At 61.7% G+C, this 26,638-nt stretch carries 25 protein-coding genes; 20 read left to right on the forward strand and 5 right to left on the reverse strand.

What is annotated here, in order from left to right; all coding sequences use genetic code 11:
* The first annotated feature begins 2 nt into the window (after positions 1-2).
* Genes ACUY3D_RS03235 through ACUY3D_RS03255 form a run of 5 tightly spaced genes read left to right on the forward strand, consistent with a single transcriptional unit; the run spans position 3 to position 4,865 of the window.
* Complete coding sequence (locus ACUY3D_RS03235) at positions 3-2,099, forward strand: ATP-dependent DNA helicase RecG (protein WP_269948217.1); 2,097 nt, start codon at positions 3-5, stop codon at positions 2,097-2,099.
* 42 nt (positions 2,100-2,141) lie between these two features.
* Entirely contained in the window at positions 2,142-2,744 is a 603-nt protein-coding gene (rsmD, locus tag ACUY3D_RS03240; protein ID WP_448240342.1) for a 16S rRNA (guanine(966)-N(2))-methyltransferase RsmD, read from the forward strand.
* A gap of 2 nt (positions 2,745-2,746) precedes the next feature.
* Complete coding sequence (coaD, locus tag ACUY3D_RS03245; protein WP_070596563.1) at positions 2,747-3,223, forward strand: pantetheine-phosphate adenylyltransferase; 477 nt, start codon at positions 2,747-2,749, stop codon at positions 3,221-3,223.
* A 6-nt stretch (positions 3,224-3,229) separates the two neighbouring features.
* The gene (locus ACUY3D_RS03250) at positions 3,230-3,985 is read left to right on the forward strand and encodes a sulfite exporter TauE/SafE family protein (protein ID WP_269948219.1); all 756 of its coding nucleotides are present in this window, start codon (positions 3,230-3,232) and stop codon (positions 3,983-3,985) included.
* A gap of 25 nt (positions 3,986-4,010) precedes the next feature.
* Positions 4,011-4,865: a PPK2 family polyphosphate kinase gene (locus ACUY3D_RS03255; RefSeq protein ID WP_070564382.1), complete on the forward strand. Its 855-nt coding sequence runs from the start codon at positions 4,011-4,013 to the stop codon at positions 4,863-4,865.
* Positions 4,866-4,868: 3 nt separating this feature from the next.
* Here the strand turns inward: ACUY3D_RS03255 and ACUY3D_RS03260 are convergent, their stop codons facing one another.
* From ACUY3D_RS03260 to ACUY3D_RS03280, 5 genes are read right to left on the reverse strand one after another with little or no spacing between them, the layout of a single operon-like run.
* Positions 4,869-5,399, reverse strand: a complete 531-nt coding sequence (locus ACUY3D_RS03260) for a hypothetical protein (protein WP_070524349.1) — start codon at positions 5,397-5,399, stop codon at positions 4,869-4,871.
* Positions 5,396-5,914: a hypothetical protein gene (locus ACUY3D_RS03265; RefSeq protein ID WP_269948220.1), complete on the reverse strand. Its 519-nt coding sequence runs from the start codon at positions 5,912-5,914 to the stop codon at positions 5,396-5,398. The genes ACUY3D_RS03260 and ACUY3D_RS03265 overlap by 4 nt, the downstream gene beginning before the upstream one ends.
* The gene (locus ACUY3D_RS03270) at positions 5,911-6,432 is read right to left on the reverse strand and encodes a YbjN domain-containing protein (protein WP_143335040.1); all 522 of its coding nucleotides are present in this window, start codon (positions 6,430-6,432) and stop codon (positions 5,911-5,913) included. Before ACUY3D_RS03270 ends, ACUY3D_RS03265 begins: the two co-directional genes overlap by 4 nt.
* Positions 6,425-6,940 carry a YbjN domain-containing protein gene (locus ACUY3D_RS03275; RefSeq protein ID WP_070532981.1) on the reverse strand — a complete coding sequence of 172 codons (516 nt, stop codon included), beginning with the start codon at positions 6,938-6,940 and terminating at the stop codon, positions 6,425-6,427. Before ACUY3D_RS03275 ends, ACUY3D_RS03270 begins: the two co-directional genes overlap by 8 nt.
* 35 nt (positions 6,941-6,975) lie before the next feature.
* Entirely contained in the window at positions 6,976-8,373 is a 1,398-nt protein-coding gene (locus ACUY3D_RS03280) for a TIGR01777 family oxidoreductase (protein WP_269948221.1), read from the reverse strand.
* Between the two features lie 161 nt (positions 8,374-8,534).
* Here ACUY3D_RS03280 and pyrR point away from each other — a divergent pair, with 161 nt between their 5' ends.
* The 15 genes from pyrR (at position 8,535) to ACUY3D_RS03355 (ending at position 26,629) form a co-directional block, all read left to right on the forward strand.
* On the forward strand, positions 8,535-9,125 hold the full coding sequence (gene pyrR / locus ACUY3D_RS03285; protein WP_070524339.1) for a bifunctional pyr operon transcriptional regulator/uracil phosphoribosyltransferase PyrR: 591 nt from the start codon (positions 8,535-8,537) through the stop codon (positions 9,123-9,125).
* A complete protein-coding gene (locus ACUY3D_RS03290) occupies positions 9,126-10,097 on the forward strand; it encodes an aspartate carbamoyltransferase catalytic subunit (RefSeq protein WP_269948222.1) in 972 nt (323 codons plus the stop codon). It abuts the gene before it with no gap.
* 44 nt (positions 10,098-10,141) lie between these two features.
* Complete coding sequence (locus ACUY3D_RS03295; protein WP_070564400.1) at positions 10,142-11,500, forward strand: dihydroorotase; 1,359 nt, start codon at positions 10,142-10,144, stop codon at positions 11,498-11,500.
* A gap of 103 nt (positions 11,501-11,603) precedes the next feature.
* Positions 11,604-12,767, forward strand: coding sequence for a glutamine-hydrolyzing carbamoyl-phosphate synthase small subunit (gene carA, locus ACUY3D_RS03300; protein WP_070524331.1), 1,164 nt, complete (start codon positions 11,604-11,606; stop codon positions 12,765-12,767).
* Between the two features lie 30 nt (positions 12,768-12,797).
* Positions 12,798-16,139 carry a carbamoyl-phosphate synthase large subunit gene (gene carB, locus ACUY3D_RS03305; RefSeq protein WP_070532973.1) on the forward strand — a complete coding sequence of 1,114 codons (3,342 nt, stop codon included), beginning with the start codon at positions 12,798-12,800 and terminating at the stop codon, positions 16,137-16,139.
* Positions 16,123-16,971 carry an orotidine-5'-phosphate decarboxylase gene (gene pyrF / locus ACUY3D_RS03310; RefSeq protein WP_070532971.1) on the forward strand — a complete coding sequence of 283 codons (849 nt, stop codon included), beginning with the start codon at positions 16,123-16,125 and terminating at the stop codon, positions 16,969-16,971. Before carB ends, pyrF begins: the two co-directional genes overlap by 17 nt.
* A gap of 270 nt (positions 16,972-17,241) precedes the next feature.
* Complete coding sequence (mihF, locus tag ACUY3D_RS03315) at positions 17,242-17,562, forward strand: integration host factor, actinobacterial type (protein WP_010186801.1); 321 nt, start codon at positions 17,242-17,244, stop codon at positions 17,560-17,562.
* An 8-nt stretch (positions 17,563-17,570) separates the two neighbouring features.
* Positions 17,571-18,140, forward strand: coding sequence for a guanylate kinase (gmk, locus tag ACUY3D_RS03320; protein ID WP_070524324.1), 570 nt, complete (start codon positions 17,571-17,573; stop codon positions 18,138-18,140).
* Positions 18,141-18,178: 38 nt separating this feature from the next.
* The gene (gene rpoZ, locus ACUY3D_RS03325; protein ID WP_070524322.1) at positions 18,179-18,481 is read left to right on the forward strand and encodes a DNA-directed RNA polymerase subunit omega; all 303 of its coding nucleotides are present in this window, start codon (positions 18,179-18,181) and stop codon (positions 18,479-18,481) included.
* Positions 18,482-18,695: 214 nt separating this feature from the next.
* Complete coding sequence (gene coaBC, locus ACUY3D_RS03330; RefSeq protein WP_269948281.1) at positions 18,696-19,916, forward strand: bifunctional phosphopantothenoylcysteine decarboxylase/phosphopantothenate--cysteine ligase CoaBC; 1,221 nt, start codon at positions 18,696-18,698, stop codon at positions 19,914-19,916.
* A gap of 115 nt (positions 19,917-20,031) precedes the next feature.
* Complete coding sequence (gene metK / locus ACUY3D_RS03335) at positions 20,032-21,255, forward strand: methionine adenosyltransferase (RefSeq protein ID WP_070532969.1); 1,224 nt, start codon at positions 20,032-20,034, stop codon at positions 21,253-21,255.
* A gap of 11 nt (positions 21,256-21,266) precedes the next feature.
* Positions 21,267-23,309: a primosomal protein N' gene (locus ACUY3D_RS03340; protein ID WP_269948223.1), complete on the forward strand. Its 2,043-nt coding sequence runs from the start codon at positions 21,267-21,269 to the stop codon at positions 23,307-23,309.
* A gap of 152 nt (positions 23,310-23,461) precedes the next feature.
* On the forward strand, positions 23,462-23,971 hold the full coding sequence (gene def, locus ACUY3D_RS03345; RefSeq protein WP_101736382.1) for a peptide deformylase: 510 nt from the start codon (positions 23,462-23,464) through the stop codon (positions 23,969-23,971).
* A gap of 88 nt (positions 23,972-24,059) precedes the next feature.
* Positions 24,060-25,058: a methionyl-tRNA formyltransferase gene (gene fmt, locus ACUY3D_RS03350; protein ID WP_239248659.1), complete on the forward strand. Its 999-nt coding sequence runs from the start codon at positions 24,060-24,062 to the stop codon at positions 25,056-25,058.
* The gene (locus tag ACUY3D_RS03355) at positions 25,055-26,629 is read left to right on the forward strand and encodes an RsmB/NOP family class I SAM-dependent RNA methyltransferase (protein WP_448240343.1); all 1,575 of its coding nucleotides are present in this window, start codon (positions 25,055-25,057) and stop codon (positions 26,627-26,629) included. Before fmt ends, ACUY3D_RS03355 begins: the two co-directional genes overlap by 4 nt.
* The last annotated feature ends 9 nt before the right edge of the window (positions 26,630-26,638 follow it).

The raw sequence follows: 26,638 nt of genomic DNA on the forward strand, positions 1-26,638 counted from the left end.
CCATGCTGGGATGGCAAGACGATCGGGCGCTGACGGAAGTACTGGAGAAGAAGGATGCCGCGGCGTTCAAGCGCGCCTTCGGCTACACCACGTGCGGGGAGCTGCTTAGCCATTATCCGCGTGACTATATCCGTCACAACAAGGACGTGGGCCTCGGCGGTGCCGAGGACGGAGATCACGTCACCATCACCGGCGTCATTGAGGAGGCCCGCGTCAAGCACACCTCTAAAGCCATGGTGTTTATCCTCTACATGGATAACGGAGTCCAAGCCTCCTTCTTTAACGCGCACTACGTCCAGCGCGTGCTGGGCCGAGGTATGCGCGTCATGCTCTCCGGCAAGCTGAAGTACTTTCGCGGATATCCCAGCCTGCAGCACCCCGACTTTCTCATCCTTGATCCCGGCCGCTATCAGGAGTCCCTACTGGATAGCGCAACCGGGCAGGGGACAGGCTCACTCAAGAAGCTCTCCCAGTTTGGTTCACTAGACACCTTCTTGCAACGTGAATGGATCCCCGTCTACCCGGCCAGCGGGAAGGTGACGTCGTGGTACATCATGGGTGCCATCCACAAGGTGCTCGAACACACCCCGCCTATTCCGGAGCCGCTGGACTATCGGATGATGGTGACCCTGGATCAAGCCGTGCGCGAAATCCACGAACCGGGAGACAGCGGGCCGGAACGCGCCATCCAGCGTCTGAAATACAACGAGGCCTTGTCGATCGGGTTGGTCATGGCCCTTCGTCAGCGCGACGTCAAGGCGCGCACGGCAACCCCAATGCCAGCCATTCTGGAGGGCTACCGCGATGAGCTGCTTTCTGAGCTGCCCTTTGCGCTAACCGACGGCCAACGCCGCGTCATCGCCGAAATCGATGCTGATCTCTGCGGCACCGCGCCCATGATGCGACTGCTGCAAGGCGAGGTGGGTTCGGGAAAAACGCTCGTTGCCACGTGCGCCATGCTGCAAGCGGTAGACGCCGGCAAGCAGGCCGCGCTCCTGGCGCCGACGGAGGTGCTGGCGGCGCAGCATGGGGCGTCGATAAGCGCCAGCGTTCCGGATGGTGTCACCGTTACGGTCTTGACAGGGTCGATGAAGACGGCGGAGAAGCGCAAGGCGCTACTGGAGATTGTTTCTGGTGAGGCCGATATCGTCATCGGCACCCACGCAATCATCCAGGACAGCGTGGAGTTTTTCGATCTTGGCCTGGTCATCGTGGATGAGCAACACCGCTTCGGCGTGGAGCAGCGCGATAGTCTGCGCACCAAGACGCGTGAGGGCATCAGCCCACACGTGTTGGTGATGACAGCAACCCCCATTCCGCGCACCATTGCCATGACCGTCTTCGGTGACCTGGCAGTCTCGACGCTCAAGGAGCTTCCTGGTGGGCGCAAACCCATCCTCTCGGCGGTGGTGCCTGAATGGAAACCGGAATGGGTGCGCCGCGCCATCGAGCGCATCCGTGAAGAGGTGAGCAAAGGCCACCAGGCCTATATCGTCTGCCCGCGAATCGAAGGCGAGGGCGGGGTGGAAACCATGTCTGTGCAATTGCGCAACCTGCCTTTTCGCGGGCTTCGAGTGGAGATGCTCCACGGCAAGATGCCCGATAAGGATGAGGTGATGGAGCGATTCGCCCGCGGGGAGATTGACGTCCTCGTGGCCACCACGGTCATCGAGGTCGGCGTCGATGTGCCCAACGCCACCGTCATGCTCATCCGTGAATCGGAGAATTTTGGAGTCTCGCAGTTGCATCAGCTGCGCGGGCGCGTGGGCCGCGGCGGAAACGAGTCCGTGTGTTTGCTGCATACGCTGGCTGAGCCAGACAGCAAGTCCTTTCGACGCATCAAAGCCATCGCGGATACGCCGTCCGGCTTTGACCTTGCCGAATTGGATCTCACGCAACGCCACGAAGGCGACATCTTGGGGACCCTCCAATCCGGCACGAAGCGCACGCTCAAATTGCTCGACCTTGTTTATGACAGGGACATCATCGAGCGCACGCATGCCGATGCCGCCGCATTGGTTGAGCGCAATCCTGACCTGGCGGAGCAGTTGACGCACAACCTGAGCGCCGATGAGCAGGGGTTTTTGGAGAAGAACTAGGGGAGTCTCCGCGGCTGGGACAGGGGAGATAGGGTAGAAGCCATGACCAGAATCATCGCCGGGGAGGCCCGCGGGCGCACCATTAAGGTGCCCGAAGCCGGGACGAGGCCCACGTCCGACCGTGCCCGTGAGGGCCTTTTCTCATCACTGAACGTGCGTTGGGGTTTCATTGATGCCCGCGTGCTGGATCTGTTTGCGGGTTCCGGTGCGCTGGGGCTGGAGGCGGCCAGCCGCGGTGCCGAAGAAGTCGTCCTCGTGGAGAACAACGCCGCGGCCGTAAAGGTCATCCGCCACAACATTGGGGTGGTCAAGCACCCGCGCGTAGAGGTACGAGAAATGAATGCCTCCACCTACCTGGCCACCGCACCGCGCAGCTACTTCGACATGGTGCTCGCGGATCCGCCGTATAGCTTCGATGACGTCGACGGACTTCTCGCGGCGATCGAGCCGGTGCTGGATGATGCCGCGATTGTTGTCATCGAGCGCCATGTAGATTCCCCACAGACACAATGGCCGGAAGGTTTCGAGCCCACCGGTCAGAAGCTCAAGAAGCGGACCTTCGGTATCGCGCGTTTTGATATGGCGATTTATCACCGCGACGCGGAGACCTCGGACACCAATCACACCGACAACCAGGAGGACTAGCCATGCCGACCCACGCCGTATGCCCCGGCTCTTTCGATCCCATCACGCTAGGGCACGTTGACGTGTTTAACCGTGCGAGCGAGCTCTTTGACAAGGTCACGGTGCTGGTGACGGGCAACCCAGACAAGCCTTCCGGGTTGTTCAGCGTGGAGGAGCGCGTGGATTTGATTCGCCGTACCGTCGCCCCGGAAATCGAGGTGGACTGGTGGGGCGGTCTGCTCGTGGACTACACCAGCGCGCATGGCATAGACACGATTGTGAAGGGCCTTCGCTCCTCCTTGGACTATGAATACGAGCTGCCCATGGCGCAGATGAACCGGCGCCTTTCCGGAATCGATACGGTCTTCTTGCTAACAGATGAGAAGTACGGCTACATTTCCTCCTCGCTGTGCAAGCAGGTGGCACACTACGGAGGCGACGTCACGGGTATGTTCCCGGAGCATGTGGCTGCTGCTGTCATGGAACGGTACCGAGGCTAAGGGGACATGTCTGTACTGGCAATACCGCTCGTTGTTCTCTTCACAGTTCTAGCTGGCTCCTGCCTGCAACGAGTGTCCGGCATGGGCCTTGGCCTCATTGGTGGACCAATCCTGACCCTCTTCCTCGGCCCGGTGGAAGGCATCATGGTCATCAATGTTTTGGCCTGCCTTAACGCTGTTCTCACGACCTATTCGATGCGTGAGAACGTGGATTGGGGAAAGTGGCTGCGCATCGGCCCCTTCATGATCCTCGGCTCAATCCCGGCAGCCCTGCTCATCGCGCGTATTGATACCGCAGCATTGTTGGTACTCGTTGGCGCGGCCTTGTTGATCGCGTTGGGTGTGGTGGTCTTCGGGCGAAAGTTCGTCCCGGAGATGCGCGGTACGGGCCCAGCCATTTCCGCGGGCATCTTGGGTGGGTTCACCAACACGCTTGCGGGCGTGGCCGGCCCGGTCATCACTGTGTATGCGCAGGCTGCGCGGTGGCCCAAGGAGGTCCTCGCGCCAACCCTACAGCCCTGCTTCTTCATTGGCGGCCTGTCGTCGGTGTTGACCAAATTCTTCTTGGGATCCGGCGGTTTTGAGGGCTTGCACTGGCTGGTGTGGCCCTGCGGCGTCGTTGGCATGTGCATTGGCATCTTCCTAGGTAAGAAGATTGCAGGACGGGTCTCACGGGACAAGGCGCATAAGCTCTCGCTATCGCTGGCAAGCTTGGGGGCGCTCAGCGCATTGCTGCGAGGCTTGTTCACTCTGGGTGCTTAGACAGCGCCTGGGTAGGGTGGGACCCATGGCGAAATTCAAGATTGAGGACGCACTGTCCCTGCGCGCTGGCAAGAATTTTCAGATTGATTCGGTCGATGCTTCGGCAACCCCCGGTTTTGACGGCGATAAGGAGGAGCTCGCCGCTCGCTTCTCCAAGTACGATGATGAGCTGTATGAATTCCAAGAGCGGCTTTTTGCCAATGGTCGCAGCTATGGTGAGGACGCCCCGGCGGTACTCATTGTCTTGCAGGGCATGGATACCTCGGGCAAGGGCGGGGCTATCCGCCACGTGTTGAACACCTTTGACCCTCAGGGAACCACGACCGTGAGCTTTGGTAAGCCCACCGAGGAGGAATTAGAACACGACTTCTTGTGGCGCATCCGCAAGCATGACCCACAGCCGGGGCAAATCGTGGCCTTTGATCGCTCGCACTACGAAGATGTCCTCATCCAACGCGTACACGAGTGGGTCGATGAAGAAGAAGTGGACCGACGCATCGAAGCCATCCGCGACTATGAGCTGGATCTGACGGCGAAGGGCGTCAAGGTCATCAAGGTTTTCTTGCATCTGTCCAAGGACGCGCAGAAGAAGAACCTACTGGAGCGCACGGAACGGGAGGACAAGTTCTGGAAATATGACCCTTCCGATGTGGAAGAGCGGGCCTATTGGGATGACTACATGGCGGCCTATCAGGATGCCATTCGGCGCACAGATGAAAACTACGCACCCTGGTACGTCATCCCCACCGATAATAAAAAGTATGCCCGGATGGCGCTGAAGTTCCTCATCGTGGATCTCCTACGCCACCTGGACCTGGAATGGCCAGCGCCCGACTTTGATCCGGAAGTAGAGCGCCAGCGCATTAAGGACGCCGACTAAGAGCTAGTCGCTTTCTGCGTCATCGACGTCGCGGGCAAGTTCACGGGCCGCGGCGTTGAAGGTATCGAGAACAGAGAGCAGAGCTTCTTGGGCATTGATGACGCCCACGTTAAGCGCGTGGAAGAGCTGGTCTTCGTTCAGTCCGGCAGTGGTGACGAAGCAGGCGTCACCGCGCAGCTCCACCTCATCCTCGACCAGCCCGACGAGCGCGCGCCCATCGAATGCGCCTGCATTGAACTCATTGCACAGGACGTGGAAGATGGGGAGCATGTCGGCGTTGAGCTGCGTGGAGAGTACGCACTCGATGCGCACGAGGCCCTCTTCCACGGTGATGACCCAGTCCAGATCGTTGAGGCGGGCAACTGCGGCAGTCGCATCCTCCGGGTGCGCAGTGGCCGCCATGTCCAGTTCGGTGCTGTTCAGCGCGGTGAGCACGCGATCCCGGCTCACGGCGGGCAGTGGTGAGCCGGACATGATATCGAAGGGATCGGAACCTACGGATGCATTCTGGTTCGTTGTCGAGTTGTGGCTCATGCTTGCTCCTCCTTATCCCAGGTGACTGCCTGCGGGAAGCGCTGCGCCACGATATCGAAGATTTCCGCGAAGCTGGCGAGCGAGCTCAGCAGGAAGTGGCCCAGCTGGGCCAAGGAGAGGCCTTCGCCCACAGCCATCGCGCGGTTGGCGCCTAGGTGGATTTCCTCGTTTCCCTTTGCATCCTCTTCCATGAGGTAACTCAACGTCGGTGCAACGCTAGCCCAGTTCAGCTCCGCCACGGCGGCAGCCACGTCCTGCTCCAAGTGCGCGGGAAGCGTGCCTTCCCAGGAAGCGAAGGCGCTCAACACGTCGCCCTCGGCGTCGAGGTCACAGTGCACAGCGATATGGGGGACACCGGTCTGCAGCACGCGCCGCGCGGCCGGGGAGTTGTCAGCAGCCGCGTCCTCGGCGGCTTCTGGTGCTGCCTCGATGAGGGCATAGTCGGCGTCGATAAGCTCGCACAACTGCGCCAGCCGGTCGATGGTAACCGGCTCAACCACGTGGAGATCGGTCACTGCTGTTCACCCTGGGCGGTTTCGGATCCTTCGCCCGCCTGCGCGGCGGATTCCGAACCGAGCTTGGCCATTTCCTCGGCGGCGGCGACCATAGCGTTCTGGGCGTTGATGACGCCGTCCACGGAGGCGCGCAGTGCGGCTGCCAACTGTTCGTCGGTCATCCCGGCCGCGCACGGAAGGTCGGCCTCAGTGCGCACGAGGAGCATGCCGTCGAAGTCAGCAATGACGGCGCGGGCCCCCATAGCCACGGAGTTGATCTGGTTGGCTGCGAGGAAGAGTCCCGCATCAGCCTTGGCATAGTTGACGTCCGTCGGTACATCGCAACGCACGATGGCAACGCTCTCCAACACGGCGAACATGCAGGGTAGACCGTTGAGGTTTGCAGTGGCGGCATCGTCGCGGCCGGTGACCGGCTCGAGTTCGATGTCGAAGGTCTTCATCGCCTCGATGATGCGGTCGAGGGTGACCTCCGGCAGTGCGTGCGGGTCTTCGGCGGCGGTGGTTGTCGGATTAGTCATGGTTGTGCTCCTTCCAGGTCACGAGCTGCGGGTACTGCTGTTCAATCCACTCGAAGGACTGCAACACGGCATCCAAGGTAGACATGACGAACGCGCCAAGCTGGTTGCGGGAGGCACCATGTGTCACGTCGAGATCACGCGCACCAGACACCGCCAAGGCGTTATCGGGTGCCTCGAAGAAGCGGAAGGTCGGGGTGAAATGGTCCTGGTTCCAAGCGTTGATGTGCATGAGGAGCGCAGGCCCCTCGGAGGCGGGGACCGAGCCGCGCCACACGGAATCGACGATGAGGGAGGAGCCAACGAGCTGGAAGGCAATGGCGGCGTTGGAGAAACCGGTGCGCAGAAGGTTGACCGTCTGGCCGTCCTGGGTCTTTTGCTCTTCGATGCGGTACTCCAAGTTCTCTGACTCAAAGATCTCCGCGATGCGCTCGAGGGTGACCTCCTCGATGGGGGTGTCGGGCTGCAGCTGGCGCTGCTGCGCGTCGTCGTGATTAGTGGTGTCCGTCAATTCTTCTACTCACTTTGCTACTTGCTACTTATTTCTTAATCTTTTCCGGCCCCGACACTACCGGAGCCGTCCGCCTCGGGTGCGCAGGTGGGGGCATCGACGAGCTGTTCGCCGCCGAGTTCGTGGGCAAGTGCTGGTTTTAGCTTTGGGTAGCGGAAGACGTGGCCCAGATTCTCCAGCCGGCTGGGCACCACCTTCTGGTTAGCCAGTGCGAGCTCGCGTGCGCCTTCCTTACCCAGCAGAAGGGCGGGCCCGATGCTGGGAATGGGCATAAAAGTGGGGCGGTGGAGCAGTGCGCCGAGGGCGTCGACGTAGTCTCGGTTGAGCACCGGCTGCGGGGAGACCGCGTTGATCGCGCCCTGCCACTCTGGGTCGAGCGCGGCGCGGACAAATATGTCTGAAAGATCGTCCTGTGCAACCCAGCTATTCCACATGGTGCCCTTGCCAAACGCGCCGCCGAGTCCGGTAGAAAACAATGCACGCAGCAGCGGGAGGATACCCGCGTTGGCTGATTGCACTATGCCGGTGCGCAGGTTCACCACGCGCTTTCCCGCCTCGCGCGCCGGCGCGCAGGCCTCCTCCCACGCCCCCACGACGTCGGCGAGGAAACCATCCCCACGCTCCGATTCTTCGGTGAGATCCTCGTCGCCCCGGTCCGGACCGTAGATGCCGATGGCGGAGGCGCAGACCATCGCTGACACGGACGGTGTCTGGGCTACAAGCTGGGCCAACAGGTGAGTGGGGCCCACGCGCGAATCCCGGATCGCCTCCTTGTGAGCGGAATTAAAACGACCGAAGATTGGCTCCCCGGCTAGGTGGATGAGAACATCGATTCCCTCTAACAAATCCTTGGCGGGAATGTTTGGGCGCCACAAGCGCTCGCCGGCGCCCGGGGAGGAGCGCACTAAAGGAACGACGGTATGGCCCAAGGTGCCAAGTTGGGCGGCCACAGCAGCGCCAACCGTCCCGTGCGTTCCCGTAATCGCTATTGTGCGGGGCTCGGCGTTGAGCTCACCGAGCCGTTGGGCAAAGCGAAAGTCTTCGATGAGCTGTTGCTGGCGGTAGGCAAAGACCGACTCCACCGCACCCGTGGGAATGCGTGTGTCCACCTTGTCGGTGATGAGTGTGCCTTCCGGGTGATCCTCAAAGAGGCGTTCATGGCGCCAGTTGGCCAGCGAACGGAAGGGGGCGTTGATGCACACATCCGCAAAGGAACGCCGCGGCTGGTACCTACTCAAATCATGCCGGGCAACCCATTTCAGGCCGCCAGGCAAGCTCAAGACCGATGTTCCGTCTGCCAGTGACTCTGCCTGCTGCAGGGGAGACATGAATCCAAATGGCGCGGTGAGGCGGGCGAGCGCCCCGGGGCGGGTGTGCCATTGCCATACCTCTTCGCGCGGGGCTGGAACAACGTGCTGGGTAGTAAAACTCACTGTCTATGGACCTGCCTGAGAAAATTCGGGGGTGCGAGGGCGTATACAGCACGGATGAAGAGTGCTATGGTTGGTGCTGGCTTTCAAGCATAGACAAGTCCTATTAACCATTGTCCGACATCCTTTAAAGACCGCACCGTGAGGCGGGGAAGGAGGTCACGATGAGTGAAACCGGCACCCACGCGGAGTCCAACGAGCTGCTGAGCTCGAAAGACGTCGCGCGTACTGTCGCACGCATCGCGCACCAGATCATTGAGAAAACGGCGCTTGATTCGAGTGAATCTCCTCGGGTCCTGCTCTTAGGCATTCCCTCTGGTGGCGTGCCTTTAGCGCAGCGCCTTGCCGAAAAGATTGAGGAATTCTCCGGGGTGGAGGTTCCCTGGGGCTCCCTTGACATCACGTTGTATCGCGACGATCTATATGCCCGCCCGCACCGGGCATTGCAGCCCACCACAGTCCCAGCCGGTGGTATCAACGGCGCCACGGTCATCCTTGTTGATGATGTGCTGTATTCCGGCCGCACCATCCGCGCTGCGTTAGATGCCCTGGCAGATATCGGGCGCCCCGACATCATCCAACTTGCCGTCCTCGTGGACCGCGGACACCGCCAGGTGCCTATCCGCGCCGATTACGTGGGCAAGAATATCCCCACTGCGCGCGACGAGGACGTCACCGTCTACAACGCCGACATCGACGGCCGGGATGCCGTCATTCTTACCCGCTTCACTGCACAGCCCGGCAAGGAGGCATAAATGAAGCACCTCATCAATATCGCCGACCACAGCGCCGAGGAAATCCTCGGGCTCATGGATGAGGCCGACCGTTTCCGGGAAGCCTTGGACGGCCGCGAAGTTAAGAAGCTGCCGACTCTGCGCGGGCGAACCGTGTTTACGTTGTTCTATGAGAACTCCACCCGTACTCGCTCTTCCTTTGAAACGGCGGGAAAGTGGATGTCGGCGGATGTCATCAACCTGTCTGCCTCGACGTCCTCGGTGAAGAAGGGCGAGTCCCTCAAGGACACTGGGCTGACGCTGACCTCCATCGGCGCCGATGCCATCATCATCCGCCATCCTTCCTCCGGCGCGGCGCAGCAGCTGGCCGGTTGGGTAGCACCGGGAGGACAGGGACCGAGCGTGATTAACGCCGGCGATGGTGCCCACCAGCACCCCACGCAGGCGCTTCTCGACGCCGTCACGATGCGCCAGCGCCTACACCTTGGTACGGATCGCTCCGCCTCTGGCACCGGCTTCGAGGGCCTGAACGTCACCATCGTCGGTGACTGCCTGCACTCCCGCGTCGTGCGCTCCAACGTGGACCTGCTGTCGACGTTGGGCGCTGAGGTTACGTTTGTCGCTCCGCCGACGCTGCTGCCCTTTGGCGTCGACACCTGGCCGGTGCGCGTCTCCCATGACTTCGACTCCGAGGTGGCCAAGGCTGATGTCGTCATGATGCTGCGCGTCCAAGCAGAGCGTATGAACGGCGGCTTCTTCCCCTCGCACCGCGAGTATGCAGCTCTTTACGGGATGTCCAAGGACCGCGCTGCTGCCATGAAGAAGGACGCCATCATCATGCACCCGGGCCCCATGGTCCGCGGCATGGAAATCAACTACGCGGTGGCTGACTATGACAACACCGCGGTGCTCCAGCAGGTCCACAACGGTGTCCACGTGCGCATGGCCACCCTCTTTACGCTGCTCACCAACGGCGAGAACGCCGGTATCTAAAACGAGTTATCTCATAAATCAACGAGGAGAGCTTTTCAGAAACCATGACTACTTATCCAGACACCGGCGTGCTCTCTGCTCCCGCGGCGGGCACCTTGCTCATCACCAATGTTCGCCCCTATGGGGAAGGGGAACCCACTAACATCCTGATCAAGGATGGCGTCATCGAGGCGATCGGCGCCGCCGACATCACCCCAGCGGAAGGCGTCGACCGCACCATCGACGGGGGCGGCAACGTGCTGCTGCCGGGCCTGGTGGACATGCACGTCCACCTGCGTGAGCCAGGCCGCGAGGACACAGAAACCATCGAGACCGGCTCGCGGGCCGCCGCCAAGGGAGGGTTTACTGCCGTGTTCACCATGGCGAATACCTCCCCGGTCACGGACCAGCCGATCATCGCGGAGTCCGTTTGGGCCAAGGGACAGGCGCGCGGTTTGTGCGACGTCCATCCGGTTGGCTCCATCACGAAGGGCTTGGAGGGTAAAACGCTGACCGAGTTCGGCATGATGGCCCGCTCGGATGCCAAGGTGCGCATGTTCTCCGACGACGGCAAGTGTGTCCAAGACCCGCAGCTCATGCGCCGTGCCTTGGAATACGCCAAGGGGCTCGACGTCCTGCTGGCCCAGCACGCGGAGGATCACCGGATGACCGAAGGCGCGAGTGCCCATGAGGGCGAGGTTGCCGCCCGCCTCGGTCTGCGCGGCTGGCCGCGCGTGGCTGAGGAATCGATCGTGGCGCGCGACGCACTGCTCGCGCGTGACTACGGCAACCGCATGCACATCTGCCACGCTTCGACGAAGGGCACAGTCGAGCTGCTCAAGTGGGCCAAGGAACAGGGGATTCCGCTGACTGCTGAGGTGACCCCGCACCACCTTTTGCTGACCGATGACAAGCTGGTGACCTACGACGGCGTCTTCCGCGTCAACCCACCGCTGCGCGAGGAATCCGACACCCTGGCCCTGCGCCAGGCATTGCTCGACGGGCTTATCGACGTCGTGGCAACGGACCACGCCCCGCACGGCAGCGAAGACAAGTGTGTCGAGTTCGAGCACGCCAAGCCGGGCATGTTGGGACTTGAATCCTCCCTGGCGGTCATCGCCAAGCTCTTTGTCGCCACCGGTCTGGCGGATTGGCGCTTCGTTGCTCGCGTCATGTCGGAGCGTCCGGCGGAGATTACCCGCCTGCCCGGCCATGGTCGCCCGATTGCGGTCGGCGAGCCGGCCAACCTCACCATCGTTGATCCGGAACATGAGTGGGTATCAGATTCCACTCGCCTGGCCTCGAAGTCGGAGAACAACCCCTATGAGGGGGAGGAGTTTGGCGCGCGCGTTACCTACACCATCCTGCGCGGCGCGGTGACCTACGACCTCTCTGCTGAAAGTGGTGACGAGGCAGACGAATAATCGGGATAATCGAGAGTCAGAGTTGCTCAACCCGAGTACCCAACGCTCATAGCCAACACAACCAACCCTTCACCGACAAATTCACTGAAAGGTTTAACGCACAGTGACTTCCACTAGCACCACTCCCGCCATCTTGGTCCTCGCCGATGGCCGCACTTTCCGTGGCTTCGGCTTCGGTGCCACGGGCACAACCCTGGGCGAGGCCGTCTTTACTACCGCCATGACTGGCTACCAAGAGACCATGACTGACCCGTCTTATCACCGTCAGATCGTCGTGGCCTCCGCGCCCCAGATTGGTAACACCGGCTGGAACGATGAGGACAGCGAGTCCCACGGCGACCAGATTTGGGTTGCCGGCCTGGTTATCCGTGACCTTGCCCGCCGTGTTTCCAACTGGCGCGCCGCCCGTTCCCTGCCGGAGGAGATGGAGAAGCAGGGAATCATCGGCATCGGCGGAATTGATACCCGTACCCTGGTGCGTCACCTGCGTAACCACGGTTCCATCAAGGCCGGTATCTTCTCCGGCGAGGCAGCTGAGCGGGACGTCGAGGAGCTCATCGCTGAGGTCAAGAATCAGCCATCCATGGCAGGTCTTGACCTGTCCGAAGAAGTCTCGACCGATGAGGTCTACACCTTCCCAGCTGTAGGGGAGAAGCGCTTCACCGTCGTGGCCTATGACATGGGTGTTAAGACCGCAACCCCGAAGAATTTCGCCGAGCGCGGCATCGAGACCATCGTGGTTCCAGCCAACACCCCCTTCGAGAAGATCAAGCAGTACAACCCGGATGGCGTGTTTGTCTCCAACGGTCCGGGCGACCCGGCTACCGCCGATACCATGGTGGGCATCGTGCGCGATATCCTTGCTGCCAAGTACCCCTTCTTTGGCATCTGCTTTGGCAACCAAATCCTCGGCCGCGCGCTGGGTATGGACACCTACAAGCTGAAGTTCGGCCACCGCGGCATCAACGTCCCGGTGCGCAACCAGCTCACCGGCAAGATCGACATCACCTCCCAGAACCACGGCTTCGCCCTGGCCAGCCCTTCGGGCAAGGAGAACCCGGCGGGCGAGGAGTTCGATACTGACTTCGGCCCGGCAGTTGTGTCCCACACCTGCCTCAACGACAACACCATCGAGGGCGTAGCGCTCAAGAACGGCATGGCCTACTCCGTGCAGTACCACCCCGAGTCCGCCGCCGGTCCGCACGATGCTAACCCGCTCTTTGACCAGTTCATCGAGCTCATGACTGAGAAGTCCCCGAACAAGTAGAACGCAACCAGGAAGAGGAAGAAGAAACTAATGCCAAAGCGCAACGACATCAATCACGTCCTGGTTATCGGCTCCGGCCCGATCGTTATTGGCCAGGCCTGTGAGTTCGATTACTCCGGCACCCAGGCCTGCCGCGTGCTCAAGGAGGAAGGCCTGCGCGTCACGCTGGTCAATTCCAACCCGGCAACGATTATGACCGACCCGGAGTTCGCAGACCACACCTACGTGGAACCCATCGAACCCGAGTTCATCGAGAAGATCTTCCAGAAGGAAAAAGAAGAGGGCAATCCTATCGACGCCGTCCTGGCAACCCTCGGTGGCCAGACCGCCCTCAACGCCGCCGTACAGCTGGACCGCCTGGGCATCCTGAAGAAGTACGATATCGAGCTCATCGGTGCCGATATCGACGCCATCGAGCGCGGCGAGGACCGCCAGAAGTTCAAGGACATCGTGGCCTCCATCGGCGGCGAATCCGCGCGCTCCCGCGTGTGCCACACCATGGAAGAGGTCCACGAGACCGTCGCCGAGCTCGGCCTCCCGGTCGTTGTACGCCCATCGTTTACGATGGGCGGTCTGGGCTCTGGTCTGGCCTTCAACGAGGAGGACCTCGACCGTATCGCCGGCGGCGGCCTGGCCGCCTCGCCGGAAGCGAACGTCCTCATCGAGGAGTCCATCCTGGGCTGGAAGGAGTTCGAGCTCGAGCTCATGCGCGATGGTGACGATAACGTCGTGGTCATCGCCTCCATCGAGAACGTCGACGCCCTTGGCGTCCACACCGGTGACTCCGTCACCGTGGCCCCGGCCTTGACCTTGACTGACCGCGAGTACCAGAAGATGCGCGACCAGGGTATCGCCATCATCCGCGAGGTCGGCGTCGACACCGGCGGCTGCAATATCCAGTTCGCTGTAAACCCGGATGACGGCCGCATCATCACCATCGAGATGAATCCGCGTGTGTCCCGCTCTTCGGCGCTGGCCTCCAAGGCCACCGGCTTCCCGATTGCCAAGCTGGCCGCCAAGCTGGCTATCGGCTACACCCTGGACGAGGTGCGCAACGACATCACCGGCGTGACCCCGGCCGCCTTCGAGCCCACGCTGGACTACGTCATCGTCAAGGCCCCTCGCTTTGCCTTCGAGAAGTTCCCGGGCGCCGATGACACCCTGACCACCACGATGAAGTCTGTGGGCGAGGCCATGGGCATTGGCCGCAACTACATCTCCGGCCTCAATAAGGTCATGCGCTCGCTGGAAGGCAAGCCTTCTGGCTTCTGGACCAAGCCGGATGAGTACTTCGCCGGTGAGCGCGCCACCGACCTCGACGCCGTGCTCAAGGATCTAGAGCGCCCGACCGAGGGCCGTATGTACGACATCGAGCTGGCGCTGCGTTTGGGTGCTACCGTTGAGCAGCTCCACGAGCACTCCCACCTGGACCCGTGGTTCTTGGCGGAGCTCGAAGCACTCGTGCAGTTCCGCGAGGAGCTCGAGAACGCCCCAGTGCTCGACGCGCAGTTGTTGCGCCGCGCCAAGGTCTTTGGCCTCTCAGATGCCCAGATTGCCGCGCTTCGTCCGGAGTTCGCCGGTGAGGATGGCGTGCGTTCCCTGCGCTGGTCCCTGGGTATTCGCCCGGTCTACAAGACCGTTGATACCTGTGCGGGCGAGTTCGAGGCTCAAACCCCTTACCACTACAGCACCTACGAGATGGATCCGAACGCGGAATCCGAGGTTCGAGCCAGCTCCGAAAAGACCAAGGGCAAGGTCATCATCTTGGGCTCCGGCCCGAACCGCATCGGTCAAGGCATTGAGTTTGACTACTCCTGCGTGCATGCCGCGCTGGAGCTCTCCCGCGAGGGCTATGAGACGGTCATGGTCAACTGCAACCCGGAGACCGTATCGACGGACTACGACACTGCAGACCGCCTCTACTTCGAGCCCTTGACCTTCGAAGATGTCATGGAGGTCTACCACGCAGAGGCCGCCTGTGGTGAGGTTGCCGGTGTCATCGTCCAGCTGGGCGGGCAGACTCCGTTGGGCTTGGCCGAGCGCCTGACCGCCGCGGGCGTTCCGGTCGTCGGAACCTCTGCCGCCGCCATCGACCTGGCGGAAGACCGCGGCGAGTTCGGTAAGGTGCTTGCCGCTGCCGAGCTTCCAGCACCGGACTTCGGTACCGCCACCTCCTTCGATGAGGCCCGCGAGGTCGCCGCGAGCATCGGCTACCCAGTGCTGGTCCGCCCGTCCTACGTGCTGGGCGGCCGCGGCATGGAGATTGTCTATGACGAAGACTCCCTGCGTGACTACATCGAGCGCGCCACCGAGATCACCTCGGATCACCCGGTGTTGGTGGACCGCTTCCTCGACAACGCCATCGAGATCGACGTCGATGCGCTGTGCGACGGCGAGGAGGTCTACCTCGGCGGAGTCATGGAGCACATCGAGGAGGCGGGTATCCACTCCGGCGACTCCTCTTGCGCCTTGCCGCCGATGACCCTCGGCCCGGAGGATATTGAAAAGGTGCGGGAGTCGACGCGTCGTCTAGCGCACGGTATCGGCGTCAAGGGCCTGATGAATGTCCAGTACGCGCTTAAGGACGACACCCTCTACGTCATTGAGGCCAACCCGCGCGCGTCTCGCACGGTGCCGTTCGTGTCCAAGGCCACCGGTGTACCGATGGCTAAGGCCGCAGCGCGCGTCATGCTCGGCGCGTCCATCGCGCAGCTCAAGGATGAGGGAATCATCCCGTCCACCTATGACGGCGGCTCCCTGCCCATTGAGCACCCGATTGCGGTTAAGGAAGCCGTGCTGCCGTTCAACCGCTTCCGCCGCCCGGACGGTCAGCTGCTTGACACGCTGCTCTCTCCGGAGATGAAGTCCACCGGTGAGGTCATGGGCTTGGCCGACAACTTCGGCGCAGCCTATGCCAAAGGTGAGATGGCCGCCTTCGGCGAGCTGCCGACGGAGGGCACGGTCTTCGTGTCCGTGGCCAACCGCGACAAGCGCACGCTGATCTTCCCGATTCAGCGCCTTGCCTACATGGGCTACACCATCGTCGCCACGGCAGGCACCGCGCAGATGCTGCGCCGCAATGGCGTGGAGTGCGAGGTGGCAGTCAAGGTCTCCGAGGCTGAAGAGGGACAAGAGTCCATCGTCGACGCCATCCTGGCCGGCAAGGTCGACCTCATCCTCAACACCCCGGCCGGTTCCGCCGGTGCACGCCACGACGGCTATGACATTCGCGCCGCGGCAGTATCTGTCGGGGTTCCGCTGGTGACGACCGTCCAGGGCGTTACCGCGGCGGTGCAGGGCATCGAGGCACTGCGTCAGGGAGATCTTAAGGTTCGCGCGCTGCAGGAGCTTAAGCATGCCCCAGCTAACTAATACGGCACCTACCTTTGGCGATCGCCTTGTCGCCGCGGGTAGGCAACGAGGGCGTCTGTGCGTAGGCATTGACCCACACCCACACCTCCTGGAGGCGTGGGGCCTGTCAGTCGATGTCGACGGACTGCGCACCTTTAGTATGCGTTGCGTCGAGGCATTCGCCGACACGGCAGCTGTAGTCAAGCCGCAAGTGGCGTTCTTTGAGCGCTGTGGTTCGCGCGGATTCGCCGTCCTCGAAGAGGTTCTGGCAGCACTGCGCGAGCAAAGCTGCCTGAGTCTGGCCGATGCTAAACGCGGCGATATCGGCTCCACCATGGCGGGTTATGCCGAGGCCTGGCTGGGGGAGGACTCGCCGTTGCGCGCGGACGCGGTGACGGTATCGCCTTACCTCGGCGTGGGAGCGTTGAGTCCTGTCTTCGATATTGCGGAAAAGACCGGTGCTGGTGTCTTCGTCCTTGCGGCGACCTCCAATCCGGAGGCCGTAGCGTTGCAATCGCTGAGCGTCGATGGCCGCAGCGTTGCGCAGCGCGTCGTTGATGAGCTCGGACAGCGTAATGCCGCGGCAATGGCCACGGATGACGCTGTGGGAGCGCTCGGAGTGGTTGTCGGTGCGACACTCGACGCGCCGCCGGTATTAGACCTTTTACATGGTCCGGTTCTTCTTCCGGGCGTGGGCGCGCAGGGCGCGACTCCAGCTGATGTTAGGCAACTCACCTCCGCGGCACCCGAGCTGGGCTTTGCCAACGTCTCTCGAGCCATCCTTTCGGCAGGTCCAGACGTTGCTGACCTGCGCAAAGCCGTAATTGATACGGCTGCTGAATTCCGAGACTAAAGAGCTCGGTCTCAAACGGCGCGCTGGATTAACAGGCGCGCCGTTTACCTGGTATTTTGTTTAAGGCATGTGCGTTGACGTGCAGGAACCTTTAATAGAAAGGGGCCGGGTTACGTCATCGCGTACAGACCAGTGCTAGGATTGCCAGAAGTCGGTTCGCGGCGGTAGCAAAAGCTACCCCGCGCTGGGGAAATCTCCCCACCGTGAGCCGAGATTCTGGTGTTAGCCATCAGATGACAATGTTCGTACTAATGAAATCGGAGGAAACCCGTGGCCCTTCCCAAGTTGACAGATGAGCAGCGCAAAGAAGCTCTCGCAAAGGCCGCTGAGGCTCGCAAGGCTCGCGCTGAGCTCAAGGCTGCGCTGAAGCGCGGCGAGACCAACCTGCAGGAAGTTCTGGAGAAGGCCGAGACCGATGAGATCATCGGTAAGACCAAGGTCTCCGCGCTTCTCGAGGCTCTGCCGAAGGTTGGCAAGGTCAAGGCTAAGGAAATCATGGAGGACCTGGAGATTGCTCAGACCCGCCGCCTGCGTGGCCTGGGTGACCGTCAGCGCCGCGCCCTGCTCGAGCGTTTCGGCTACGGCGAGTAATTAGCGCAATGGCTGACGAAACTGCACGCGGGCGCCTGGTCGTTCTGGCCGGGCCGTCCGCTGTGGGTAAGTCCACTGTGGTTTCGCGCCTGCGCGATGATGTAGACAACCTTTACTTCAGCGTCTCGATGACGACGCGCCAACCCCGCCCCGGCGAGTCTGATGGGGTGGACTACTTCTTTGTCTCCCCGGAGGCTTTCCAGGAACACATTGACGCCGGAGACATGCTCGAATGGGCAGAGATCCACGGTGGTTTGCAGCGTTCTGGTACGCCGGCTCAACCCGTTAGGGAAGCGATGTTGGCTGGTCGCCCAGTGTTGGTGGAGGTTGATCTTGCAGGCGCCCGCAACGTGAAGGCGGCGATGCCGGAGGCGGAAACCGTGTTTCTGGCCCCACCGTCCTGGGAGGTTTTGGTGGAGCGCCTGACTGGGCGCGGTACCGAGCCACAGGATGTGATTGACCGCCGTTTGCACACCGCAGAAACGGAACTTGCCGCGCAAAAAGAGTTCGACCACATCGTTGTCAATGACAATCTCGATGAGGCCGTTGCTGCAATTAGTGCTATCCTGCGTGGATAGACCACGATTTTGACCATCTACCAACAGTAAAGGTGCATGTGACCAACGTGACCACACCTGCCAATTCTGAGGCCGCAAAGCCGGAGCCAGTATTCGATCCGCCGACGGGTATCACTGACCCGCCTATCGATGAGCTGCTGGGCAAGGTCTCGTCTAAGTACGCCCTGGTGATCTTCGCCGCTAAGCGCGCACGTCAGATCAACAGCTACTACAAGGAACAGGACGAAGGCGTCTTCGAGTTCGTCGGACCGCTGGTGACCCCGGAGCCGGGCGAGAAGCCGCTGTCCATCGCACTGCGCGAGATCGACGCCGGCCTGCTGGACCACGAGGAAGGCAACTAGCCTTCGCCCCGTGAAGGCAGCAGCCTAGCGCGTATTCCGAAATAGACCCACCCTAGTGTCGCTTGAGGCGCTTGGGTGGGTTTGTTGTGTCTTGGGTACTATCGTCCGAGTGAAGGATGTACAGCAAACCCCAGATAGTCCAGAGAGCAGCACTGCCTCGGCTCCCGCAGAGGCGGCTTCACCGGGTGCAGGCGGAACCACGCAGCCGCGTCGCATCCTTGTCGGTGTGGCTGGCGGAATCGCCGCCTATAAAGCGTGTCATCTGATTCGGGACTTCACGGAGCACGGCGATGATGTCCGCGTGATTCCTACAGAAGCCGCGTTAAATTTCGTCGGTGCAGCCACCTTCGAGGCCCTGTCAGGGCATCCGGTCTCGACTACCGTTTTCGATGCTGTTGATGAGGTGCAGCATGTCGCGCTGGGGCAGCAGGCCGATGCCGTCGTCATCGCCCCAGCTACCGCTGACTTGATCGCTCGGCTGGCTTGTGGCCGCGCTGATGATCTGCTGAGCGCCTCTGTGCTGGTTGCTACGTGTCCTGTCATCATTGCCCCAGCTATGCACACGGAGATGTGGCTCAATCCCGCGACGCAAGACAACGTGGCGACATTGCGTCGTCGCGGCGTTATCGTGATGGGACCGGCCCATGGGCGGCTCACCGGCGTTGATTCCGGCGTAGGCCGCTTGCCGGAACCGGGGCAGATAGCGGAGTTTGCCCGCACGATTATGGCTGGCCACCGCGTAGATCATGATTGGCACGGGCTAAAGGTCGTGATTTCTGCCGGGGGAACGCAGGAGAACTTAGATCCGGTGCGGTATCTGGGCAATCGTTCCTCTGGTCGACAGGGCTTTGCCTTGGGAGAAGTAGCCGCGCAGCGCGGTGCAGATGTAACTATCGTTGCCGGGAATACTGACGCGCTTCCGATTCCATCAGGCGCCTCCGTTGTGCGGGTGACTTCTACGCGCGATATGCACAAGGCAATCAACGCTGAAGCAGTGGATGCGGATATCGTCATCATGGCTGCAGCTGTTTCAGACTATCGGCCGGCTTCCGTCGCGGACTCCAAGATGAAGAAGGGGGCCGCTGACGAGGACTTAGCTCATCTCGAGCTGGTGGAAAACCCGGATATCCTCAAGGGGTTGGTCGAACGCCGCGAGAATGGGGACTTGAAGCGCGATGCCATCATCGTCGGTTTTGCAGCGGAGACCGGGGATGCACACACGACCGTGCTCGAGTACGCCCAGCAAAAATTCTTGAAGAAGGGGTGCGATGTACTCATGGCCAACGAGGTTGGGGAGGGCAAGGTCTTCGGACAGCCAACGAGTGCAGGGTGGATCCTTCGGAAGGGTGCTGATCCGGTGGAGGTTGAACCGGGGTCGAAACAGGTTGTAGCCGCCCAAATACTTAACGTGGTGAATGAAATTCTGGAAAGGTAGCGCTCGTTCTTGCAGCTGTAGACCGCTTGGTCTACGATGGGGCGGTGTTATTAGCCGGGACGTGGGATAGGCGCTGCCTTGCCCACGGCGCGCAGAACTAGTTTAAGGAAGATTTGTGACTGAAACAGCTGTTCAGGCGGTACGTCTTTTTACCAGCGAATCCGTGACAGAAGGTCACCCGGATAAGATTTGTGACGCTATCTCGGACGCCATTCTTGACGCCCTCCTTAAGGAAGACCCAAACGCACACGTCGCCGTGGAGACTCTTGTCACCACGGGTCAAGTTCACGTTGTGGGTGAGGTGCGTACCTCCGGGTATGTGGAGATCCCGCAGATTGTACGCAAGACCCTCGTGGAGATCGGGTTTACCTCCTCCGACGTGGGATTTGACGGCCACACTTGTGGAGTCAACGTAGCCATTGGTGAGCAATCCCAAGAGATTGGTGCCGGAGTGGACGCCTCAACCGAGGTTCGCTCGGGCCAGTTTGAGGATGACGATCAATATGGCGCTGGCGACCAGGGCCTCATGTTCGGCTACGCAACGAATGAGACTCCAGAATTCATGCCGCTGCCGATCTCTACGGCACACCACCTTTCGCGGCGCCTCACCCAGGTCCGCAAGGAAGGCATCGTTCCTTCCCTGCGCCCAGATGGCAAGACCCAGGTCACCTTTGCATATGACGAGGACGATGTGCCGACTCGCTTAGAGACGATTGTCATCTCCACCCAGCATGATCCGGAGGTGACCCAGGACTGGCTCGCGGAGCAGCTTCGCACCCATGTCGTCGAGTGGGTCGTTAACGATGCGAACCTGAGCAAGTACTACACCGAAGACACCGAGCTCCTCATCAACCCCTCTGGTTCCTTCATTCTTGGCGGGCCAATGGGTGATGCAGGCCTGACTGGGCGCAAGATCATCGTCGATACCTACGGCGGCATGGCTCGCCACGGTGGTGGTGCCTTCTCCGGCAAAGACCCGAGCAAGGTGGACCGCTCAGCCGCCTACGCTATGCGTTGGGTAGCTAAGAACATCGTGGCCGCCGGGCTGGCCGATCGCGCCGAAGTGCAGGTTGCATACGCTATTGGCCGCGCAAAGCCCGTTGGTCTCTATGTCGAAACCTTCGGCACTGCTCAACCCGGTTTGAGCGATGCCGACATTCAGGCTGCGGTGGACAAGGTTTTTGATCTGCGCCCCGCCGCCATTATCCGCGAGCTAAACCTGCAGCGCCCGATCTACCGTCAAACTGCGGCCTACGGTCACTTTGGCCGTACCGATGTTGACCTTCCGTGGGAGGACACCTCGCGGGCTGTCGACTTGCGCCGCGCCGCCGGCCTGTAGAATCGGGCGCTATGCCCAAGAAGACACCCGCCGCCCAGCAACCGGTCGCGCGGGTGTTGCCTTTGTTGGGGGTAGCGCACCTGGACCGCGAATTCGACTACCTCATCGATGAATCGGATTCGCAGGCCGCCCAGCCAGGCGTACGCGTGCGTATTCGCTTCAATGGCCGGCTGGTCGACGCCATCCTGCTCTCCCGCGCCAGCGATTCCGACTTCGCTGGATCACTTCGCTTTATCGATCGCGTCATTTCCCCCTTTGCGGTGTACTCGCCGGAAATGTCGGCGCTCATCGAATCCCTTGCGGCCCGCTATGGCGGCGTGCGCTCCGATATCATTCGCGCCGCTATCCCGGCGCGTCATGCGAAGGCTGAGGAAGCGGATGTCGATACACCGTGGGAAGAATTAGGCACAGCGGAGCACCCGGATCTTTCTGCGTGGTCCGGGTACCAGCATGGTGAGTCCTTCGTGGACTCAGTGCTGTCGGGCCATATCGCGCGAGCAGCATGGCAGATAGCGCCGGGGGAGGATTGGGCAAGCGCGCTGGCAGCGCTGGGCACCAGTGTGGCGCTCCAAGGCGGCGGCGTGCTCATGGTCGTACCCGACCAGAAGGACTTGGATCAGCTCGAGGAGGCTTTTCGCCGCCACGTCTCTGCCAAACAAATCACGGTGCTCGCGCACAGCACCGGCCCCCAGGCACGCTATCGCCGCTATCTATCGGCGCTGACAGGTCAAGCCCGAATCGTCATCGGGACGCGCTCCGCCGCCTTTGCCCCGGTCAAGGGCCTCCAATTGGCCGTCCTACTCAACGATGGCGACGATAGCCTGGTTGACAACCTCAAGCCCTATGTTCACTCCAGGGAAGTGCTGAGCACACGCTCCGCGCAGGAAGGTTGCAGCCTTATCCTCGCCGGCCACGCCCGCACCGCGGAAGCCCAACTGCTCGTTGAATCGGGGTGGGCCCACGATCTTCTACCCGCCGCCAACACACTGGAAGATAGGCGCCCCGAGATTGTTGCGGTGGGTGCGTATGGCGTCAACGTGGCCCGCCATATGCGGGGAGGCACGACGTCGGTAAGCGGCTCCGCCTTCCAAGCCACGCGCGCAGCCCTCGACCGCGGCGAGCCCGTCCTTGTTCAAGTCCCGCGCAAGGGCTACGCCCCAATCCTCGCCTGTGGGCAGTGCGCATCTCCTGCGCGGTGTCGTCATTGCAACGGCCCCTTAGGTCTGCCTTCCGCTCGCGGCTCGAAGCACGAGTCGACCGATTCTGCGGCGCTGCCCACGTGTCGGTGGTGCGGGCGCGTTGACGCGCATTACCGCTGTTCGGAGTGCGGCTCACCGCGGTTGCGCGCCATCGTGTTGGGCTCCGAGCGCACTGCGGAAGAGATGGGCCGGGCCTTTCCCAATACACGCGTGATTCAATCCGGTGGATCCACCGTCGTAGATGAAATCCCAGACGCACCGGCGCTCGTCATCGCGACACCCGGCGCGGAGCCGCGCGTAGCGAAAAGCGGGATGTACGGGGCTGCGCTCCTTGTGGAAACCGGGGCGTTGCTCGGCCGCCAGGATCTGCGCGCCACGGAGGACACGTTGGCCACATGGGCCGCGGCGGCCACCCTCGTAGCGCCAGCCAAAGAGGGTGGTGTCGTTATCGTCGCCGCGGATGAACAGCTGCCGCTTGTGGGCTTCTTTAGTCGGTGGGACATGGTGGGCGCCGCAGCGGCCGAGTTGCAGGCGCGCCGCGAGGTTCGCTTTCCACCCGCGGTGCATATGGCGGCGATCGACGGGGCCGACGCCTCCCTCGATGCATTCCTAGAGTTAGCGGAACTGCCGGAGCATGCGGAGCTTCTCGGGCCCGTACCGTTGCCGCCTGGCGTGAGCTTGCCGGGTGAATACGATCATGAGCGCGGCGGCGAACCACAGCGTCTGCTAATTCGAACCCCGCTGGGCTCGAGGTCCCTGCTGGGCCAGGCCTTGCGCACAGCCAATTCCTTGCGCAGCGCTCGCAAGGATGTCTTGCCTCTGCGTATCGCCGTGGATCCGATAAACATCGGTTAACGCTGCGCTCCTTTCCACCCCTGTCGAGCGCCTCCCGCGGAAGGTGAACTATTCTCGGTGCAGGAGCGCGGAGGGTCCTGGGCAGGCAAGGAATGCCTAGGCCGACAACCCCCGCACGACGTGCCACACCGTCAACCACGAGGAGTACCACTATGACCGTGCGCGAGGTTCGTCTCTACGGCGACCCGGTCCTCACCACCAGAGCTGAGGAAATCACCGAGTTCGGGCCATCATTGGAACGCTTAGCTCAGGACATGCTGGAGACAATGGAAGCTGCAGGTGGAGTAGGTTTAGCGGCCAACCAGATCGGTGTGACCAAACGCATCTTTGTCTTCGATTGCTCGCATTATCAGCATGGTTTGCGCGGTGCCTTCATTAACCCGGTATGGAAAGCGGTGGGCCAGGACATGCAGTTGGGGACCGAAGGTTGCTTGTCCATCCCCGGCATTTCTCAGCCCACTGAACGCTTTTCTACCGTACGTCTGCGCGGATTCGACCCACACGGCCGCCCGATATCCATGCTTGCCTCTGGGCTGATGGCGCGTTGTATCCAACACGAGACGGACCACTTGGATGGGATCTTGTTCTTGCAGCGTCTGAGCGATGAACTGCGGAAGGACTCTATGAAAACCATCCGCCAATCGGAGTGGTTCAACACATAGCCGTAGTCCTTCTTAATCAGCAGTACAGCAGATTCATTCTTGAACATTAGATTTAAAAACTCTCACACGAGAAAGGCATGCTCTAGCAGTGCGTATTGTTTTTGCCGGAACCCCGGAGCCCGCAGTTGTGGCTTTGGAGAAGCTCATCGACTCACCCCATGAGGTGGCCGCAGTCATTACTCGGCCTGACGCCCGCCGGGGCCGTGGCCGCACCGTTCATCCAAGTCCGGTGAAGGCACTGGCGGAAAAGCACGGTATCGAGGTGCTCACGCCGACCACACTTAAGCCAGGCACCGAGGACGGTGATGCCCTGCGTGCACGACTAGCAGACATTGCTCCCGAGGCTATCCCCGTGGTTGCCTACGGAAACCTGATCACCGAGGACTTGCTGAGCCTTCCGACGCACGGTTGGGTGAACCTTCACTTCTCCCTGCTCCCGGCGTGGCGAGGCGCGGCACCGGTGCAAGCAGCCATTGCGGCTGGGGATACTCGCACGGGTGCTACGACCTTCCGCATCGACCAAGGCCTGGACACTGGGGACATCCTCGCCACGATCGACGAGGACATCCAAGACACCGATACCGCGGATGACCTATTGACGCGGCTGGCCTATGCCGGTGGCGACCTCCTCGTGCGGACCATGGATGGGTTGGAAGACGGCAGCATCGCGCCGCAGCCGCAGGTAGGTGAAGCCTCTTATGCGCACAAGATCTCTACCGACGATGCCCGCATCGACTGGACTGCGCCCGCCGAGGCCGTTGATCGCCACATTCGCGCGCATACCCCAGGGCCGGGTGCTTGGACCCTGCTGGGGCAGTCACGCTTAAAGCTCGGTCCAGTAGAACCTGTGCCACCCACAGAACTTGAGGACCTTACTGAACACTCCGCGCTTTCCGCATTGCAGCCGGGTGAAGTTCACGTGGCCAAGAAGGAAGTGATGGTCGGCACCGGCAGCTCCCCGGTTCGTTTGGGAAAAATTCAACCGCCAGGCAAAAAGATGATGAATGCCGCCGACTGGGGCCGCGGGCTTGCACACCAGGCTTCGCAGTCAGTAGAAGGCGGCGAGGATGAGGTGAAGTTCTCATGAGCGGAGGTTTTAGATCCCGCAGCAAGTCAGGCGATCCTGCAGACCGCGCGCCGCGTGGAAAGCAGCAACGCGGCGGTGCGAAACGCACTGCCAAAGGCAACAGGGAGCGTCGCGGCGGTCAGCGTCACGATACACGGCGCCCAGCGCCGTCGACCTCGGTGGTTTCTGCCGCGCAGCGCTGCGGGGTGGATCGTCCACGCGCGGTGGCTTTCGAAGTATTGCAACGCGTGGACGCAGACGATGCCTTTGCCAACCTCACGCTGCCGAAAGCCGTAAGCGCCAATAACCTCAGTGGCCGCGATGCTGCCTTCGCCACCGAGTTAACCTACGGCACGCTGCGGACCGAGGGCGTGCTCGATGCCGTCATCGCCGAGTGCGCCTCTCGTGGCCTCGACGCTATCGCCCCCGACGTGCTCACCGCCCTGCGAATGGGAACCTACCAGGTGCTCTATACCCGCGTTGAGGCACACGCGGCGGTCGATACTACCGTGCGCCTCGTAGAGGCAGCTGGCCAGGACAAGGCTAAAGGTTTTGCCAACGGCATCATGCGCACCATCACCCGTACACCGGCGCAAGCGTGGTTGGATCAGCTTGCTCCCCAAGGCCAGGTGGCTGCTTTGGCCTTCCGCCATGCCCATCCGGAGTGGATTGCCTGCTCCTTCGGCCGTGCCTTGGGTGTGTTGGAATCCGATGGCGCTGGTGTGCTCAGCGCCGATCAGTCGCTTGAGCTGGAGCGCGCACTCGAGGCGGACTCCCAACGCCCCGTTGTGCACTTGGTAGCGCGCCCCGGTGAGATTTCCGCCGAAGAACTCGCCCTGATCACCGGTTGCGAGGAAGGTCGCTATTCTCCCTATGCGGTCTACCTTGAGCACGGGGATCCTGGTTCGCTAGAGCCGGTTCGCCAACGGCTAGCGGCGGTCCAGGACGAAGGTTCGCAGCTCATTGCCCGCGCGGTAACGGAAGCCGAGCTCAGTGGTGAAGACACTGGACGCTGGCTGGATCTGTGCGCCGGACCTGGTGGCAAGGCCGCCCTTATGGGGGCCATCGCCCGAATTGAGGGCGCGACAGTCGATGCCGTTGAAGTCTCCCCGCATCGCGCCACCTTGGTGGAAAAGACGGTGGGGGACCTGCCTGTGCGCGTGCACCAAGCGGACGGCCGAGCACCAGGACTGAAACCAGGCTTCGACCGCGTGCTGGTCGACGCCCCCTGCTCCGGCCTAGGCGCGCTCCGCCGGCGCCCGGAAGCTCGCTGGCGCAAAGCCGAATCGGATATTGCGGAGCTTAACCAGCTGCAAACCGAGCTCCTGGAAGCCGCGTTGGAGCTGGTGCGCCCAGGTGGCGTCGTGGTGTACTCGACTTGCTCGCCGGATCTGCGTGAGACCAGGGGCATCGTGGATGCCGCCGTGCAACGGCACGCAGAGGGATCAGCGATTCACATCGAAGAACTGGATGCGCGCGACGTGCTGCCGGAGATGGGGGACCTTGGCGCCGAGCTGTCCGCGCAGATGTGGCCGCACCGCCATGGCGCCGATGCGATGTTTTTCGCGGTCTTGCGCCGAGTAGCGGACTGAGGCTGCGAG

The sequence above is a fragment of the Corynebacterium guaraldiae genome (assembly GCF_053480195.1).